Here is a 16,234-nt window from a genome sequence, read left to right as displayed (position 1 = left end):
CGTGCTGCATGACTCAGCCCTCGCCCGCAAGCCGGTTCGACCGTAGATCCCGGTTGAACGCATCGTGGGCGACATACATCATGATGAAGTCGACTTCACCGGGCAGATCCGTCTCGCCACCGTTGGAGGCTGTCGCCGAAGACATCCTCGACTCGACGTCCGGCGGTCCGTGACCGATGTGGCTGATCATCGAGCCTCCTTGTCGTGGTCACCGGGGACGAGCAGAACGACGAAGGCAAGGACGGCGGCGAGGGTGCGGGTGGCGTGGGCCAGTTGCCAGGTGTCGCGGACAGTCTTCCAGTCGGCAGGCGGTGACTGCGGGTGCCAGTCGAGCTGGTCGGCGTTGATCGGGAGATTGACCGATACCGTGAGGATGAGGATCGCTACGAGGAGGGTCAGGCCGGTGGCCGCCGGCCATCCGGGGCCACCACCACGGAAGGTGCGAAGAAGGAGCGCTGCGGTGATGAGGACCGCTGGCAGGAGGGTGGCCGTCGCCAGCTTGTCGAGGTTCTCGAGTTCGACCAGGCGGACCTCGGTGTAGACGGTTGCAGTGGCGTCGCGCAGAGAGAGCTCCAGGACCAGGACTGCCACCAGGAAGCCGGCGAACAGGCCCGTGAACAGGAGCGAGGCGCGGCGCAGGAGGGCCGTCATGACCAGTCCTTCACGTGGTCGGCGGCCCAGTCGGCGAAGGCGCGGGCAGGCCGGCCGAGAACGGTCTCCACCTCGGTGGTGACCGCCGGTTGGCGGCCGGTCTCGCGCTCGTAACGGGACAGGAGGGCACCGACGAAGCGCTCGTCGAGACCGCTGCGGATCATGCCCTCGGCGGCCATCTCGGGCGGCATCTCCTCGAAGGCAAGTGGCCTGTCGATTGCGGCACTGAGGGCCGCGACCATTTCCTCCGGGGTCAACGCCTCGGGGCCGGTGACGGCGAGCGTGCGGCCGAGCAGTGCGTCGTCGAGGAGGGCGCTGGCGATGACTTCGGCGACGTCGCGCTCGTGGATCACGGCCTCGGCAAAGGCCCCGTACGGGCCGCGGATGGTGTCGCCGAACGCCATCTGGCCGCGCCACATGCCCAGAGTGTTCGCCGCGAACGAGCCTGGACGCACGGCGACCCACGGCAGCCCACACGACACGACGGCGCGTTCCGCCTCGGTGTTGCGGTCGCCGTTGAATCGGGACGGCTGATGGTCGGGCTCGTCGTCCACGTTGATCGCCGACATGACGACCACCTTCGGGACGCCCTCTTCAACGGCAGCGTCGAGCAGCCCGTGGATGCTACCGAGGGTGGCGCGGGGGTGGACGAACACCCCGTCGACGCCGCTCAGCGCGGCGGCCACGTCATTCGGATGTACAGGCTCGACCCCGCTCGGAATGTCGGCGTTGCTGACGTCTCGCGTCACCGCGCGGACCCGAACTCCCTCCGCGAGCAGCGCCCGCACCAGCGGGCGTCCGATAAGGCCGGTGGCTCCGGTGACCAAATACATGAAGGGCTCCTTTGGAATCAGCACGGATCTCGTGCCTCATCGACAAGGACGGATTCGCGTCCGCAGATGTGACGCTGGTTGAAAGGTGTCCGCAAGCGTAGGTCGTCCACAGCCAGGCAATCGCGTATCGGCGGCTGACGATGTGGGCGCCGGTTGCGGCGCAGAATGCGATCCACCAGTCCTCACCCAAGTCGGTCTCGCCGAGGCCCGTCCGAGCGGTGGCCAGCTTGAGCGTGGCTGTCTCAGGGACGGCGCGTTCGCGAACGGCTTGCTCACGGCGCAGGTGGTCGACATTCGGTGGGATTGCGGCCGCGGCTGCGTTGAGCGCTTCGATGAACTCTGGCGGAGGCCAGAGCAGGCCTGAGGTGCAGGCACGAGCTGTCTTGGTTCCCGGGCCAGCGGGAAACGCCGAGGCGTTCGGCAGCGTGCTCCCAGGTCCATTGCCTTGGCCGCGTCGTGCAAGACAAGGACTTGCAAACAGCCAGCCGGTGGGCTCTCCGACGTCAAGGTGGGAAGCGAGGCATCGCCAGTAGAGATCGCTCGGAAGAACCTGGGGAATCGATGCTCTTGGCAGCCGTGGCGTTCGAGCGAGGCGAGTCGAGAGCCGCGCGCGGGCCGAGGTGGCTGCCATCACGACTCAGGTGAGGCTAGGGGTCATGGTGGTGCGGTCGGCCAGCCATCCCAGCTGGCCCTCGCCAGTGGGCGGAGTCAGGTCGATCCAGGGAGCCAGCGTTTGGGCGGCGGCGGGTGGTTCGAGGGTCAAGATCGTGTCGGCGGCGGCGAGCAGAACGGGGTCATGCGGTGGAGCTAGTCCCCATCGCGCGCCGCGACCGCCCGAGCTGCGTGCGCGGTCGAGGACGGATGCGTGCGCCCAACAAGATCCCGGTCAGTGAGCCATGTCGACGAAGCGGCTGTAGTGACCCTGGAAGGCGACGACGAGGTCACGGGTGGGGCCGTTGCGGTGCTTGGCGATGATCACGTCGGCCTCGCCGGGGCGGGTCGACTCCTTCTCGTAGACGTCGTCGCGGTGGAGGAGGACGACCATGTCGGCGTCCTGCTCCAGCGAGCCTGACTCACGGAGGTCGGAGACGGCCGGGCGCTTGTCGGCGCGCTGCTCGGAACCACGGTTGAGCTGGGACAGCGCGATGATCGGGACCTCCAGCTCCTTGGCCAGCAGCTTGATCTGACGGGAGAACTCGGAGACCTCGAGCTGACGGGACTCGACCTTCTTGCCGGAGCTCATCAGCTGCAGGTAGTCGATGACGATGAGCCGGAGATCGTGGCGCTGCTTGAGCCTTCGGGCCTTGCTCCGGATCTCCATCATCGTCATGTTGGGGCTGTCGTCGATGAACATCGGCGCGCTGGAGACCTCGCCCATCTTGCGGGCCAGCTTGTTCCAGTCGTCGTCGGACATGTTGCCGTTGCGGATGTGGTTGAGCGGCACCTTGGCCTCGGCGCTCAGGAGACGCATGGTGATCTCGGAGCGGCTCATCTCCAGGCTGAAGAAGACGCTGGTCAGGTTGTTGTGGATCGAGGCGGCCCGACAGAAGTCGAGAGCCAGGGTCGACTTACCCATCGCGGGTCGGGCCGCGACGATGATCATCTGGCCGGAGTGGAAGCCGTTGGTGAGCTCGTCGAAGTCGGCGAAGCCGGTGGGGACGCCGTAGAGGCCGGCCTCGCGGTTGGAGATCGCCTCGATCTCGTCGAGGACGCCATCCATGATGTCGGCGAGCGGGGAGTAGTCCTCACCGGAGCGCTTGTCGGTGAGCTTGAAGACCTCGGCCTGGGCCTCGTCGACGATGTTGTCGACCTCGCCCTCGCCGGCGTAGCCGATCTGCACGATCTTGGTGCCGGCCTCGACCAGGCGGCGCAGGACCGACTTCTCGCGGACGATCTCGCCGTAGTAACCGGCGTTGGCGGCGATCGGGACGTTCGAGGCGAGCGTGTGCAGGTAAGGAGCGCCACCGATGCGCTCCAGCTCACCCTTGCGGCGCAGCTCGTCGGCGACGGTGACCATGTCGGCGGGCTCGCCACGACCGTAGAGATCGATGATCGCGTCGTAGATGGTCTCGTGCGTCGGGCGGTAGAAGTCGGTGCCGCGCAGCGTCTCGGAGACGTCGGCGATGGCGTCCTTCGAGATCAGCATCGAACCGAGGACGGCCTGCTCGGCAGCCATGTCCTGCGGTGGCGTGCGGTCGTTGACCGCGCGCGGGGCATTGCCCGGTTCGTACGCCGCGGGCCCGTCGCCCCACTCCTCGAACGGCGGCTCCGGGAAGTCGCCCGGACCGCCCATCGAGCCGGTCTCAGTGACGCTCATTCCCTTGCCCCTCCGTGGTCTGCGGATCGTCGCGGCGTGATCTCGGTCGATTCGGTTCCACGCTACGGGTGGGCACCGACAGTTCTGCTCGCGCAGTCCTGGGCCGACCCTCGACGACACCCTCAAGTCTCCGTGACCCTACGTCGCATCCCACATCGGCGACAGCAGGTTATCCACAGGCCCTGGGGATAACCGGGGGATAGCGGTGGACGACACCCTGGTCAATGTGAACAGCCTGGGGAACTGCCTGTGCATAACTAGGGTCATCCGATTGGTAAAGCCACTCTGACCTGGGATTTTGTTGTCCATAGGCTGTGGACGAAAGAAAGTCGGCAGCCCATCGGGGTTCATCGCCGAGATCGTCGTGCGCCCTTGGGCGTTTTGTCGACATAGCGCCGCAACGACGTTTTCCACAGGTTTTCCACCTGCCCTGAACAACGCCTCGCGCCGGCGGTGTTTAACCTTGAGACCGTGACGAGCCGGGCGGATGCGAAGAGCTACTCGAAGACCGACCGCCGAGGCCTCGACAAGGAGATCTGGCGGCTGGCGATCCCCGCCTTTCTGGCCCTCGTCGCCGAGCCGCTCTTCCTGCTGGCGGACTCCGCGATCGTCGGCCACCTCGGCACGCGCGAGCTCGCCGGCCTCGGTGTCGCGGGCGTCGTGCTCCAGACGATCGTCGGGCTCTGCGTCTTCCTCGCGTACGGCACCACGGCATCGGTCGCCCGCCGCATCGGCGCCGGGGACACCGCCGGCGCGCTTCGACAGGGCATCGACGGGATCTGGCTCGCGGTGATCATCGGGGTCGTCGTGACGATCCCGGTGATGGTTCTGGCCGAGCCGCTCAGCCGGGCGGTCGGCGCAGGTGACGAGGTGGTCGGCCCCGCGACCACCTACCTCCGGATCGCCGTCCTCGGGGTGACACCGCTGCTGATGATGCTCGCGGCCACCGGTGTGCTCCGTGGGCTGCAGGACACCAAGACCCCGCTGGTCGCGGCGGTCGTGGCCAACGTACTCAACATCGTGCTCAACCTCGCCCTCGTCTACGGCGCCGGGCTCGGCATCGCCGGCTCGGCGATCGGCTCGGTGATCGCACAGGTGCTGGCGGCCGGGATGCTGACGTACGTCGTGGTGCGGGCCGCCCGCGGCCAAGGCGTACCGCTGCACCCGGATGCGCCCGGGATCCGGGCCTCCGCGCGGGCCGGCGTGGCCCTCGTGGTTCGCACGCTGACGCTGCGCATCGCGCTGCTGGTCACGACGTACGCCGTCACCCATCTCGCCGTCGGCGACCAGGCCGTCGCCCTGGCGACCCACCAGATCGCCTTCACTCTGTGGACGTTCCTGGCGTTCGTGCTCGATGCGATCGCGATCGCCGCCCAGGCGCTGACCGGGCGGTCGCTCGGGGCCGGCGACACCCAGGAGACCCGGGCCATCACAGCCCGGATGGTGTGGTGGGGCGTCGTGATCGGCGTCGTGGCCGGCGTACTCCTGGCTGCTCTCTCTCCGTTCCTCGGCGCACTCTTCACCGAGGACCAGGCGGTGCACGATCTGTTGGTGCCGGTGGTGATCGTGGCGGCGATCGCGCAGCCGATCGCGGGCGTCGTCTTCGTGCTCGACGGGGTGCTCATCGGCGCCGGCGACGGGCGCTATCTGGCCTGGGGTGGAGTCTGGACCCTCGTCGCCTATGTCCCGCTCGTCGCGGTCGCCGTCGCCCTCGGCGGCGGGCTGGTGTGGGTGTGGATCACCTTCGCGGTCGGCTTCATGGGCGCCCGCTTCGTGGTGCTGACGCTCCGTGCCCGCAGCGACCGCTGGCTGGTCACGGGCGCCTGAGCGTCCCCCGCATACTCAGTTGCGCTGAACCCGGCTTGGCGTCAAGGTCAGGACATGCCCGCCGATCCGAAGAGCACCCTGAAGACGTACATCGATGCCCGCCGCGAGGCGCTGATCTCCAAGGTCGAGGGCCTCTCGGAGCGGGAGGCGCGGCTGCCGCGTACGCCGACCGGCACCAACCTTCTCGGCATCATCAAGCACGTCACCGGGGTCGAGGCCGTCTATCTCGGGTCAACGTTCGGGCGTCCCTTCCCGCATCCCGAGGAGCTGATCTCGGAAGAGCAGTGGGGCATCGACCCGCAGGCGGACTGGTACGCCACCGAGGACGAGACGATCGAGGGCATCATCGACCTCTACCGCCGGGTCATCGCCCACGGTGACGAGACGATCGAGGCGCTGTCGCTGGACGCCGTGGGGCATGTGCCGCACTGGGGCAACGAGGAGGTCACCCTGCACCAGATGCTGGTGCACCTCTTCGCCGACCTCGCCGGTCACGGCGGACAGGCCGACATCCTTCGTGAAGAGGCCGACGGTGCCGTCGGCTGGCGCAAGGCGGGAGACAACATCCCGCCGGAGTACGACTGGCCGGCGTACGTCGCGAAGCTGACCGACATCGCCAACAAGTTCTGACCGAGGCGTCACTCGCGTCGGCCGAGATGGCATTCAGGTGCCCGGTCGAACGACCTGAGTGACGTCTCGGCCGACGTACCTGACTTCTCGGCGAAGACAAACAGGCCCGCCTCCCGGAGGAGGCGGGCCTGGGTGAATCCCTAGATCAAGCGGGGACCACGTTGAGGGCCAGCTTGGCGGACACCTCGTCGTGGAGCTTGACGGAGACCTCGTGAGCACCGAGCGCCTTGATCGGGTTGCCCAGCGCGATGGTGCGCTTGTCGATCGACTCGCCGGTGGTCTCGGAGACCGCGGAGGCGATGTCGGCGGCGGTGACGGCGCCGTAGAGGCGGCCGTCCTTGCCGGCGCGGACCTTCACGTTGACCGTGTTGGCCTCGAGCTTGCCCTTGATCTCGGCGGCGTGAGCCTCGTCGCGCACGGAGCGAGCCGAGCGCGCAGCCTTGATCGAGTCGGCCTGCGACTCGGCGCCGCGGCTCCAACGGATGGCGTCGCCACGCGGGATCAGGTAGTTGCGGGCGTAGCCGTCCTTGACCTCGACGACGTCACCGGCGGAACCCAGCCCGGTGACCTCCTGCTGAAGGATGATCTTGGTAGCCATGTCGATCCTCCTCAGCGACCGGTGGAGGTGTAGGGCAGCAGAGCAACCTCGCGCGCGTTCTTGACGGCGATGGCCACGTCGCGCTGGTGCTGGACGCAGTTGCCGGTCACGCGACGGGCACGGATCTTGCCGCGGTCGGAGATGAACTTACGGAGGAGGGTGGCGTCCTTGTAGTCGACACCGGTCGCCTTCTCCTTGCAGAACTGGCAAACCTTCTTCTTAGGCTTGCGAATCACTGCCTTGGCCATTGTGGTGCTTCCTTTCTAGAAGCCCGGCAAGCGCCGGAATGGTTGAGGGATTCGGAATGTGGATCTGTTGATCAGAAGGGAGGCTCGTCGTTGCCCACGCCCGGGGTCGCCCACGGGTCGTTGGCCGGTGCGCCGCCGCCCGCGTTGGCGGGCTGCTGCGGAGCCGGCGAGGCCCACGGGTCGTTGCCACCGGCCGGAGCCTGCTGGCCACCGCCCTGGGGGCCGCCGTAGCCACCACCCTGGTTGTAGCCACCGCCGCCGCCCTGGTTGTAACCGCCGCCACCCTGGCCGCCGGACTGGCGGCTGGCCTTGGTGACCTTGGCGGTCGCGTAGCGGAGCGAGGGACCGATCTCGTCGCACTCGAGCTCGAAGACAGTGCGCTTCTCGCCCTCACGCGTCTCGTAGGACCTCGACTTCAGGCGACCCTGAGCGACGACACGCATGCCGCGCTGCAGGGACTCGGCGACGTTCTCAGCAGCCTGGCGCCAGATCGAGCAGCGCAGGAAGAGGGTCTCCCCGTCCTCCCACGCGTTGGTCTGACGGTTGAAGCTGCTGGGCGTCGAAGCAATCGTGAAGTTGGCAACGGCTGCACCGGACGGCGTGAAGCGAAGCTCCGGGTCGTCGGTGAGGTTGCCGATCACGGTGATGACGGTGTCGCCTGCCATGAGATCTCCCTTGAGTCTGATCTGGGTGTCGGTGTCGGTTCAGGAGCTATTTCCCGTATGGGCCCAAACATAGGACCCCGCACCGACAATTACCGACGGTGACATCCGCGTCACTTGGACGGACGGATGACCTTCGTACGCAGGATCTGCTCGTTGAGGCCAAGCTGGCGGTCGAGCTCCAGAACGGTCTTGGGCTCGGCGGTCAGGTTGACGACGGCGTAGATGCCCTCGGCGTTCTTGTTGACCTCATAGGCCAGACGACGGCGTCCCCAGACGTCAACGTTCTCGACGGTGCCACCATCAGTGGTGACGACCTTCAGGAACTTGTCAAGGGTCGGGGCGACGGTGCGCTCATCGAGGCTGGGCTCGAGGATCACCATTACTTCATAGGCGCGCATAGCGTTCTCCACCTCCTACGGACTCGGCGGCCATGGTCTCTCCATGGCAGGAGGGCTGATGCGATGTCCCATCTCCGTCTGTGGAGAGGGACGAGTCAGGGTATCAACCAGCGGTTTCCGTGGCCGAATCCACGGCCTCGACCGTGAACGGCACCGTGATCACCTCTCCGTCGCCGAGCCGGAACTGGGCCCAGAGGCGGTAGAGACCAGCCTTCGGTACGTCCAGATGCAACCCGAGCTCGGGCCCGAACGAGGCACCGGGGACCGCCAGCTCGTCGCCTTCGGCGTGGCCGTGCACGAACGTCTCGCCGTCCGCGCTCATGACCACGACATGGCCGGCCGCGCCGAGGTAGGGCTGTAGATCGTCGACAACCTTCCCGGTGCCGTCCTCGAACCTGAAGTGCAGGTCGCTCTGCTGGTCGGCGACCGGCGTGCCCTCGAGCGTGACGGTCAGATTGTCGACAGTCGACGATCTCGGGCTCGCCTCCAGGGGGGCGGCCGGGGGCTGCGTACCTTCGACGGTGAGCTGCTGCCGGTCGAGCACGTCGGCCATGTCGGCCCGGCGCCGGAACTCGGTGTCGACGCGGTAGGTGCCTCCGGCGGGGAAGGTCACGTCGGTCTCGAGCTCGCCCGGCCGGCCGGTCGGCTCGGCGTGGAGGTGGCGGAACCAGGAGAGGTCCTGGCTGGTCACGATCACGTGCATCCAGGCCTGGTGGGTGCGGCCGAGGTCGGTGACCGGGTCGCCGGTCGCGGCGTCCGTGACGAGGAACCGGAGGCCACCCTCACGTTGCGTGATCGCGACGTCGATGCCCGACTCCTCGGAGGCGACAGGGGCGATGTCGACCTCGTGCATCTCCGTCATCGACGGACGCATCGGGCTCATCCCCTGCGCCCATTCCAGGATGCCGTTCATCCCGCGCTGAGCGGGCTCGGTGCGGCTCAGGTAGGTCAGGCCGGCACCGATCGAGATCGCGATCACGGCCGTGACCAGGAGGTATCCGCCGTCGCGGACGCGGGTGACGAAGCCCCGACCGGCGTACGCCTCGGGGGTCTCGGGGCGGCGGAAGCCGCGCAGGCGCAGCGCGTTGGTGACGACGCTGACCGAGCTCATCGCCATCGCGGCGCCGGCGAGGACCGGGTCGAGAAGGGCGAGCGCGGCGACGGGGATGAGGAGCACGTTGTAGGCGAACGCCCAGAACAGACCCTGTTTGATCGTCGCGACGGTACGCCGGGAGAGCGCCAGCGCGGTCACCACGCCGCGGAGGTCGCCGCCCACGAGGGTGATGTCGGAGGCTGCCAGGGCGACGTCGGTGCCGGTGCCGATCGCGATCCCGACGTCGGCTTGGGCCAGCGCCGGGGCGTCGTTGATCCCGTCGCCGACCATCGCGACGACCTTGCCCTCGTCCTGGAGCTGCTGGATCCTGGCGAGCTTCTGCTCGGGCAGCAGGCCGCCGGCGGCGTGACGTACGCCGACCTCGTCGGCCACCTTCGCCACCGTCACGGCCGCGTCGCCGCTGAGGATGTGCACCTCGACGCCCGACTCCTCGAGCAGGCGCACGGTCTCTTTGGCCTCGTCGCGGACCTGGTCCGCGACCCGGATCGACCCGGCGTACGTGCCGTCGACCGCGACCAGGACGGAGCCGTTGTCGGCGGCGTCGATGCCGTCCTCGGCCAGCATCGCCGAGTTGCCGACGACGACCCGGCGCCCGTCGACGTACGCGCTGATCCCGCGCCCCGCGTGGGCCTCGAACGCCGAGACCTCCGCGTGCCCGGTGTCGGCCGAGGCCTCGGCACGGGCTCGGAGGGCGGTGGCGAGGGGGTGGTCGCTGCCGGTCTCGGCGGCGGCGGCAATTCGGACCAGCGCGGTCGGGGTCCAGCCGGGCGCTGGCACGATCTCGGAGACCTCGGGCTTGCCGTGGGTGATCGTGCCGGTCTTGTCGAAGACGATCGCGGTGACGGAGCGGGCGCGCTCCAGGGTCTCGCCGGAGCCGACGAGTACGCCGAGCTCGGCCGCCCGGCCGGCGCCGACCATGACGGCGGCGGGCGTGGCCAGGCCGAGGGCGCAGGGGCAGGCGATGATGAGGACCGCGATGGCCGCGGTGACGGCACTGGTCAGACGCTCGGCGTCGGGGCCGAGGACCAGCCACCCGATGAAGGTCAGCGCTGCCACGACGAGGACGGCGGGCACGAACACCGCCGAGACCCGGTCGGCGAGGCGCTGCAGCTTGGTGCCGGAACCCTGGGCCGACTCGACCATGGCGATGATCTGCGCCAGCGTGGTCTCGGCACCGACCGCGGTCGCCTCGATCTCGAACGAGCCGGTCTGGTTGATCGTCGCGCCGATGACGATGTCGCCCTCGGTCTTCCGCACCGGGTCACTCTCGCCGGTGAGCATGGACTCGTCGACGTAGGACGATCCGGCGACGATCCGGCCGTCGACCGGGACCTTCTCCCCGGCGCGTACGCGAATCCGGTCGTTGACCTGCAGGTTCGCGACCGGGACCGTGACGTCACGGCCGTTGCGGATCACCGTGGCCGTCTCCGGCATGAGGCCGACGAGGGCCTTGACCGCGTCGGCCGTACGCGACTTCGCCCGGGCCTCGAGCCAGCGGCCCATCAGCACCAGCGCGACGATGACCAGGGCGGTCTCGAAGTAGAGATGGAGCGGCAGGCCCCACGCCTCGGCCTGCCCCATCCACAGGGTCACGAAGGCGCTGTAGGCGAAGGCGATGCCGGTGCCGAGCGTGACCAGAGTGTTCATGTCGACCGTCCCGTGGCGTGCGCCTCGAGCCGCCGCGACGTAGATGTCCCGGCCCGCCCACCACTGGGTGATCGCGGCGACGACGAGCACGATCGACATCACCGGCTCCATGGCGTCGACGGGGAGCGGGACGTACATCAAGGCCATCAGGCCGAGCCCCACCGCCAGGGCCGTGACCCACCGCCGCTTGAGCTGGACGAGCTCTTCCGCGCGGCGTACGTCCCGACCCGACTCAGCCGTCGCCGCCTCGTCTACGTGAGGCTCCTGCGGATTGTCGACAGTCGACGATCTCAGGACGGCCTGATAGCCCGCCTTCTCGATGGCGGCGCTGATCTCGGCGAGGTCGGTGCGGGTGGGATCGAAGTGAACGAGGGCGGTCTCGGTGGCGAGGTTGACGTTGGCGTCCTCGACACCCTCGACACGGCTGATGGCCTTGGTGACACGGCGCACGCAGCTCGCGCAGGTCATGCCCTCGATCTCGAGCTGTTGCTCGGTCGGATTCGCGGCGGTGGGGGTCATCATGATCAGGCCAGCGAGTAGCCGGCCTCCTCGACGGCCGCGCGAATCGCGTCGTCCGAGATCGGCTCAGCGGCGGTGACGGTGACGTTGCCCGAGGCCAGGTCGACGTCGACATTGCTCACGCCGGCGATCTCGGTGACCTCTTCGGTGACGGAGGAGACGCAGTGTCCGCAGGTCATACCGACGACAGTGAAGTTCTGGGTGCTCATGAGAATCTCTCTGGGTTGTTGGATTGTTGACAATCAGGACCGGACGAGGCGAGCGATGGCGGCAGAGGCCTCAGCGAGCTTCTCGTCGGCCTCGGCGCCACCGTTCTGGACCGCGCCGGCGACGCAGTGACCGAGGTGCTCGTCGAGCAGCCCGAGGGCGACGGCCTGGAGCGCCTTGGTCGAGGCGGAGACCTGGGTGAGGATGTCGATGCAGTACGCCTCGTCCTCGACCATCCGCTGCAGCCCGCGCACCTGACCTTCGATGCGCTTGAGGCGCTTGAGATAGGCCTCCTTGTTCTTGTTGTGGAGGTATCCGTGATCCGCGTGGCCTTCGGGCCCGGTGTGCTCGTCCATGCGGACTACCATACCCCCGTAAGGTATGAAGTCAAGCCAACATATGTCGGTGCCGCGCCCTAGACTGGACCCATGGCTGTTGCGATCGGTGCCCACGTAGACCAGACCGACCCCGTTGCCGAGGCGACCGCGCGCGGCGCGAGCCTGGTGCAGTTCTTCCTGGGCGATCCGCAGTCCTACAAGGGCCCGGTGGTGACGTACGCGGACGGCGCAGCCGCCCTCAAGGCGCGCGCGGAGGAGCAGGGTGTCGATCTCTACGTCCACGCGCCCTACATCATCAACGTCGCCACGACGAACAACCGGATCCGGATCCCGAGCCGCAAGCTCCTCCAGCAGCACATGGACACCGCGGCCGAGATCGGCGCCAAGGGCCTGATCGTCCACGGCGGCCACGTCAACAAGGACGACGACCCGGCGAAGGGCTTCGACAACTGGCGCAAGGCGATCGAGGCGACCGACATCAAGGTCCCCCTCCTGATCGAGAACACCGCGGGCGGCGACAACGCGATGGCGCGCTACCTCGACCGGATCGCCGGCGTCTGGGAGGCCATCTCCACCGCCGAAGGCGCGGAGAACGTCGGCTTCTGCCTCGACACCTGCCACGCCCACGCCGGCGGCAACCCGCTCGAGACCGTGGTCGAGGACGTCCTCAAGATCACCGGCCGGATCGACCTGGTCCACTGCAACGACTCCCGCGACGAGTTCGACTCGGGCGCCGACCGCCACGCCAACTTCGGGGCCGGCCGCATCGACCCCGACCTCCTCGCCGGCGTGGTCCGCGACGCCGGGGCGCCGGTGATCTGCGAGACCCCGGGCGGCGCAGCGGAGCACACCAGCGACTTCGCCTGGCTCCGCGAGCGACTCTGACCGATTCTCACCGAATCTTCACTTCTGTCAGCCGAGACGTGAGTTCTGACGGACGAAACTGCACATTCGTCCGCCACAACCGAAGATTCGTTCGCCACAGCTGCGGTCTCGCTCGCCAAAGGTGAAGAATCGGCTGAGAATCAGACCACCCAGCGGGACCGTCGGCTATGACCCAACCGGGCCATTGACTTATTGTTGATCGAATGGGTTCGAATTGGCGCGCCGATGTTCAAGGTCTCCGTGCCGTCGCTGTCGGTCTAGTGATCGCAGGACACGCGGGGCTCTCAGGATTCGAGGGAGGGTTCGTCGGAGTCGACGTCTTCTTCGTCCTCTCCGGGTTCCTGATCACCACCCTGCTGCTGCGTGAGACCGACCGCAGCGGCAGAGTCAGCATCAGTCAGTTCTACGCTCGCCGCGCCCGCCGCATCCTGCCGGCGGCGACCGCGACGATGCTGGTCGTACTCACCTACAGCGCGATCGTCCTGCCCCAGACCCGCACCGACCAGATCGCGGGCGACGCAGGCTGGGCGGCGGTCTTCCTGGCGAACGTGCACTTCGCCAAGGAGGCGGTCGACTACTTCAACAACGCCGCACCCTCGCCGTTCCAGCACTACTGGTCGCTCTCGGTCGAGGAGCAGTTCTACGTCGTCTGGCCGCTGCTGGTGCTCGCGGTCGCCCTCTGGATCCCGAAGCACCACCGCCGCCGCGCGATCACCGCGCTCGCAGCGCTCGTGGCGGTGGTCAGCCTCGCCTGGTCGCTGCACGCCACCGCCGCCGACCCGACCACGGCCTACTTCTCCACCCCGGCGCGGGCGTTCGAGCTCGCCGCCGGCGCACTGCTCGCCTGCGTCGCCGGACGACTGACCCGGATCAAGAAGCCGTACGCAGCCGCCCTCGGCATCGCCGGTGTCGGCACCCTCGTCTACGCCACGACCAACTTCAGCGAGGCGACGCACTTCCCGGGCTGGCACGCCTTGGTCCCGGTGCTCGCCACGGTCGCACTCCTGGTCGCCGGCCCCGCCACCCCGACCGGCTGGCTGCTCTCGAAGCAGCCGTTTCGCTACCTGGGTGACATCTCGTTCAGCCTCTACCTGTGGCACTGGCCGATCCTGATCCTCGCCCCCGAGGCCATCCCCGGCGGCGGCGTCCGCCAGCTGCTCATCATGCTGGCGCTCATCCTGGCCGCCTCCGCGGCGAGCTACCACTGGATCGAGATGCCGTTCCAGCGCCACAAGATCCCGCATCTCACCAAGGGCCGCCGCGCCCTCGCACTCTGGCCCGCCGCCGCCGCTCTCGCCCTGGTCGCGGGCACGAGCTCGCAGGCGTACGCCGGCTACCAGGTCGACGTCGCCAAGGCCAACGCCGAGGAGTGGTTCAAGGAGAACCCCGACGTCCTCGAGACCGACGACAAGCCGGTCACCGGCGTACTGAAGAAGACGGTCAAGGCCGCCGAGGAGGGCGCACCACTGCCGCCGGAGGTCGAGTTCGACGCCACCGACTCGTGGGCCGAGCGCGGCGGCTACTGCTACGCAGGCTACGGCGAGACCAAGCTCGACGGCGACTGCGTCTACGGCGACGGCAAGGCCGAGCGCACCGTCGCGGTGGTCGGCGACTCCCACATCGGGATGTGGCTGCCGGCCCTCGACACCCTCGCCGAGCGCCAGCACGTGAAGCTGGTCCCGTTCGTGAAGCTCGGTTGCGCCGCGTACGGCGTCAAGCAGAAGTCCTCGAAGATGACCGTCGAGGAGTGCGAGGACTTCCGGTCGTGGACCAACGAGCAGATCGCCGAGCTCGATCCGGACACGATCGTCGTCGGCGCCCGCGGCATGCTCGACATGGAGGAGCGCGACGGCGTCTCGACCGAGGAGCAGTGGCGCGAAGGCGTACGCCACGGCGTCAGCGCCTTCGAGAAGGTCACCCCGGACGTACGCGTCTTCGCCGATGTCCCTGCCGTCGACAGCGACCCCGGCGAGTGTCTCTCCGACGCCCGCAACCTCCTCGAGGACTGCGTCGTGAAGCCCGACGGCACCGAGGTCGACTCCAACGAGGTGACCCAGGAGGCGCTCGAGGGCACCGAGGCCGCGTACGTCGACATCGTCGACCTGGTCTGCACCGAGCGCTGCCCGCTCGTCGTCGGCGACGTCGTCACCTACTACGACGACTCCCACATCACCGCGACCTGGGTCGACCGGGTCACCCCCGCACTCGGCAAGCGCCTCGGCCGCCTCGACCGTTCCGTCTAGAACACATTTCAGTTCTGCGGCGGCGGAACCATTGCCGTAGCCGCGTCGGCGCGGAAGAATCGAAGGTTGCCGGGCGGGGCAGTCAATCCCCTCACCGCCCCGCCCGGCCCATGTCTTGGCCACTCGTGGGTTGGGCATCCCCCTCTTGCCCAACCCACGTTGTGGCCCCGAAACCGCCTGCCTCCCCCAAGGCGGCGGCGCCAGCGTCCGAACCGAATTCCCCCGAATCTCGATCCGGACAGTCCCAAGGAGTTCGCCGCCGGCTCCCTGATACACCGACTTCGAGATTTTCTTCCCCGCCTGCTTCCAGCGGTGAAGGCTGTGTAAATCCCCTCCCGGCGCCACTCCCGCGCTGCTACGTTGCTGGGCATGCCAGGCCCAGGAATGCTCACCTTGATGGTGTTGCCCGCCCTGATCGGCCTCATCATCGTCGCCCGCCCGAACGTCGCACTGTCCCTGACAAGACTGCGCGGGAAGTGGCTGATCGTCCTGGCCGCCGCCCTGCAGTTCATGCACGTGGAAGGCCTGTGGCCGGATCAGGTCGACGAGCGTGTCGAACGGCGGGCGTACGCCGTCCTCGTCCTGGTCATCGCAATTGCGTTCTGTTGGCTGAATCGCTCGCTCTGGTCTCGTCGATCAGGCCGATGGGCGCTGTCACTCATCCCGCTTGGGACCGCGTCGAACTCGATACCGATCGCGGCTCTCGGAGCGATGCCGTACAGCCTCCAAGGGGCACGCATCGCCGGCTATTCCAGCGCCGAGCTGGCGACCGACGCTCCCGGTTACATCCGCCTGGACGACGTGTCGCCGCTGTGGGTTCCGCTCGCTGACCTCATCCCCATCCCCGTCCTGATGAAGGTCATCAGCCTCGGCGACCTGCTCCTCCTCCCTGGCTTGGTGCTGCTGGTCATCGCCTGTTATCAGCCCAGCGCTTCGGCCTCTTCTGCCACCGGCTCCACATCGGAGAGTTCCGCCCAGCCATCGGCGTAACCGCGCCGATCTCACCTCTACCCCACGAGAGGAGGAACCGATGACGTTCGATGATCTGAAGGCTCGCCTGTACCTCGCAGGCGCGACCATCGTCCCCACGGCACTGGCGGTCTACGCCTTCGCC

The 16,234-nt window shown here is 68.0% G+C and carries 16 protein-coding genes; 5 read left to right on the top strand and 11 right to left on the bottom strand.

The window, feature by feature from the left end; genetic code table 11:
- Nucleotides 1–13 precede the first annotated feature (13 nt).
- From ABTX24_RS04725 to dnaB, 4 genes are all read right to left on the bottom strand, one after another.
- Nucleotides 14–190, bottom strand: coding sequence for a hypothetical protein (locus ABTX24_RS04725; RefSeq protein ID WP_350837762.1), 177 nt, complete (start codon nt 188–190; stop codon nt 14–16).
- Nucleotides 187–651: an anthrone oxygenase family protein gene (locus ABTX24_RS04720; protein ID WP_350837760.1), complete on the bottom strand. Its 465-nt coding sequence runs from the start codon at nt 649–651 to the stop codon at nt 187–189. The genes ABTX24_RS04725 and ABTX24_RS04720 overlap by 4 nt, the downstream gene beginning before the upstream one ends.
- Complete coding sequence (locus tag ABTX24_RS04715) at nt 648–1,484, bottom strand: SDR family oxidoreductase (protein ID WP_350837758.1); 837 nt, start codon at nt 1,482–1,484, stop codon at nt 648–650. The genes ABTX24_RS04720 and ABTX24_RS04715 overlap by 4 nt, the downstream gene beginning before the upstream one ends.
- Nucleotides 1,485–2,370: 886 nt before the next feature.
- A complete protein-coding gene (gene dnaB / locus ABTX24_RS04710) occupies nt 2,371–3,801 on the bottom strand; it encodes a replicative DNA helicase (RefSeq protein ID WP_160026145.1) in 1,431 nt (476 codons plus the stop codon).
- 471 nt (nt 3,802–4,272) lie between these two features.
- Between dnaB and ABTX24_RS04705 the strand changes: the two genes are divergently transcribed.
- Nucleotides 4,273–5,628: an MATE family efflux transporter gene (locus tag ABTX24_RS04705; protein WP_350837756.1), complete on the top strand. Its 1,356-nt coding sequence runs from the start codon at nt 4,273–4,275 to the stop codon at nt 5,626–5,628.
- Between the two features lie 54 nt (nt 5,629–5,682).
- Nucleotides 5,683–6,258: a DinB family protein gene (locus ABTX24_RS04700; RefSeq protein ID WP_350837754.1), complete on the top strand. Its 576-nt coding sequence runs from the start codon at nt 5,683–5,685 to the stop codon at nt 6,256–6,258.
- Between the two features lie 145 nt (nt 6,259–6,403).
- On the opposite strand, the gene rplI is transcribed toward ABTX24_RS04700, so the two are convergent.
- The 7 genes from rplI to ABTX24_RS04665 all read right to left on the bottom strand — a co-directional run bounded on the left by rplI (nt 6,404) and on the right by ABTX24_RS04665 (nt 12,010).
- Entirely contained in the window at nt 6,404–6,856 is a 453-nt protein-coding gene (gene rplI, locus ABTX24_RS04695; protein WP_160026142.1) for a 50S ribosomal protein L9, read from the bottom strand.
- Between the two features lie 11 nt (nt 6,857–6,867).
- Nucleotides 6,868–7,104: a 30S ribosomal protein S18 gene (gene rpsR / locus ABTX24_RS04690; RefSeq protein ID WP_008355445.1), complete on the bottom strand. Its 237-nt coding sequence runs from the start codon at nt 7,102–7,104 to the stop codon at nt 6,868–6,870.
- A gap of 71 nt (nt 7,105–7,175) precedes the next feature.
- Nucleotides 7,176–7,769, bottom strand: a complete 594-nt coding sequence (locus ABTX24_RS04685; protein WP_350837752.1) for a single-stranded DNA-binding protein — start codon at nt 7,767–7,769, stop codon at nt 7,176–7,178.
- A gap of 110 nt (nt 7,770–7,879) precedes the next feature.
- Nucleotides 7,880–8,167 carry a 30S ribosomal protein S6 gene (gene rpsF / locus ABTX24_RS04680; RefSeq protein WP_091044123.1) on the bottom strand — a complete coding sequence of 96 codons (288 nt, stop codon included), beginning with the start codon at nt 8,165–8,167 and terminating at the stop codon, nt 7,880–7,882.
- Nucleotides 8,168–8,270: 103 nt separating this feature from the next.
- On the bottom strand, nt 8,271–11,447 hold the full coding sequence (locus ABTX24_RS04675) for a heavy metal translocating P-type ATPase (protein ID WP_350837750.1): 3,177 nt from the start codon (nt 11,445–11,447) through the stop codon (nt 8,271–8,273).
- A 5-nt stretch (nt 11,448–11,452) separates the two neighbouring features.
- A complete protein-coding gene (locus tag ABTX24_RS04670) occupies nt 11,453–11,656 on the bottom strand; it encodes a heavy-metal-associated domain-containing protein (RefSeq protein ID WP_160026139.1) in 204 nt (67 codons plus the stop codon).
- 33 nt (nt 11,657–11,689) lie between these two features.
- Nucleotides 11,690–12,010, bottom strand: a complete 321-nt coding sequence (locus ABTX24_RS04665; RefSeq protein ID WP_008355454.1) for a metal-sensitive transcriptional regulator — start codon at nt 12,008–12,010, stop codon at nt 11,690–11,692.
- A gap of 72 nt (nt 12,011–12,082) precedes the next feature.
- Here ABTX24_RS04665 and ABTX24_RS04660 point away from each other — a divergent pair, with 72 nt between their 5' ends.
- From ABTX24_RS04660 to ABTX24_RS04650, 3 genes are all read left to right on the top strand, one after another.
- Nucleotides 12,083–12,877, top strand: coding sequence for a deoxyribonuclease IV (locus ABTX24_RS04660; protein ID WP_160026138.1), 795 nt, complete (start codon nt 12,083–12,085; stop codon nt 12,875–12,877).
- Between the two features lie 203 nt (nt 12,878–13,080).
- The gene (locus ABTX24_RS04655; protein WP_350837748.1) at nt 13,081–15,120 is read left to right on the top strand and encodes an acyltransferase family protein; all 2,040 of its coding nucleotides are present in this window, start codon (nt 13,081–13,083) and stop codon (nt 15,118–15,120) included.
- A 384-nt stretch (nt 15,121–15,504) separates the two neighbouring features.
- Nucleotides 15,505–16,110, top strand: a complete 606-nt coding sequence (locus ABTX24_RS04650; protein WP_350837746.1) for a DUF5317 family protein — start codon at nt 15,505–15,507, stop codon at nt 16,108–16,110.
- Nucleotides 16,111–16,234 lie beyond the last annotated feature (124 nt).

Source organism: Nocardioides sp. NPDC127514 (assembly GCF_040302125.1).
GTDB lineage: Bacteria > Actinomycetota > Actinomycetes > Propionibacteriales > Nocardioidaceae > Nocardioides.
This window is presented reverse-complemented; position numbering and strand designations above follow the sequence as displayed.

Coding starts and splice junctions, on each gene's coding strand:
- ABTX24_RS04725 (WP_350837762.1), bottom strand. CDS start 190: ATGATCAGCCACATCGGTCACGGACCGCCGGACGTCGAGTCGAGGATG.
- ABTX24_RS04720 (WP_350837760.1), bottom strand. CDS start 651: ATGACGGCCCTCCTGCGCCGCGCCTCGCTCCTGTTCACGGGCCTGTTC.
- ABTX24_RS04715 (WP_350837758.1), bottom strand. CDS start 1,484: ATGTATTTGGTCACCGGAGCCACCGGCCTTATCGGACGCCCGCTGGTG.
- dnaB (WP_160026145.1), bottom strand. CDS start 3,801: ATGAGCGTCACTGAGACCGGCTCGATGGGCGGTCCGGGCGACTTCCCG.
- ABTX24_RS04700 (WP_350837754.1), top strand. CDS start 5,683: ATGCCCGCCGATCCGAAGAGCACCCTGAAGACGTACATCGATGCCCGC.
- rplI (WP_160026142.1), bottom strand. CDS start 6,856: ATGGCTACCAAGATCATCCTTCAGCAGGAGGTCACCGGGCTGGGTTCC.
- rpsR (WP_008355445.1), bottom strand. CDS start 7,104: ATGGCCAAGGCAGTGATTCGCAAGCCTAAGAAGAAGGTTTGCCAGTTC.
- ABTX24_RS04685 (WP_350837752.1), bottom strand. CDS start 7,769: ATGGCAGGCGACACCGTCATCACCGTGATCGGCAACCTCACCGACGAC.
- rpsF (WP_091044123.1), bottom strand. CDS start 8,167: ATGCGCGCCTATGAAGTAATGGTGATCCTCGAGCCCAGCCTCGATGAG.
- ABTX24_RS04675 (WP_350837750.1), bottom strand. CDS start 11,447: ATGACCCCCACCGCCGCGAATCCGACCGAGCAACAGCTCGAGATCGAG.
- ABTX24_RS04670 (WP_160026139.1), bottom strand. CDS start 11,656: ATGAGCACCCAGAACTTCACTGTCGTCGGTATGACCTGCGGACACTGC.
- ABTX24_RS04665 (WP_008355454.1), bottom strand. CDS start 12,010: ATGGACGAGCACACCGGGCCCGAAGGCCACGCGGATCACGGATACCTC.
- ABTX24_RS04660 (WP_160026138.1), top strand. CDS start 12,083: ATGGCTGTTGCGATCGGTGCCCACGTAGACCAGACCGACCCCGTTGCC.
- ABTX24_RS04655 (WP_350837748.1), top strand. CDS start 13,081: ATGGGTTCGAATTGGCGCGCCGATGTTCAAGGTCTCCGTGCCGTCGCT.
- ABTX24_RS04650 (WP_350837746.1), top strand. CDS start 15,505: ATGCTCACCTTGATGGTGTTGCCCGCCCTGATCGGCCTCATCATCGTC.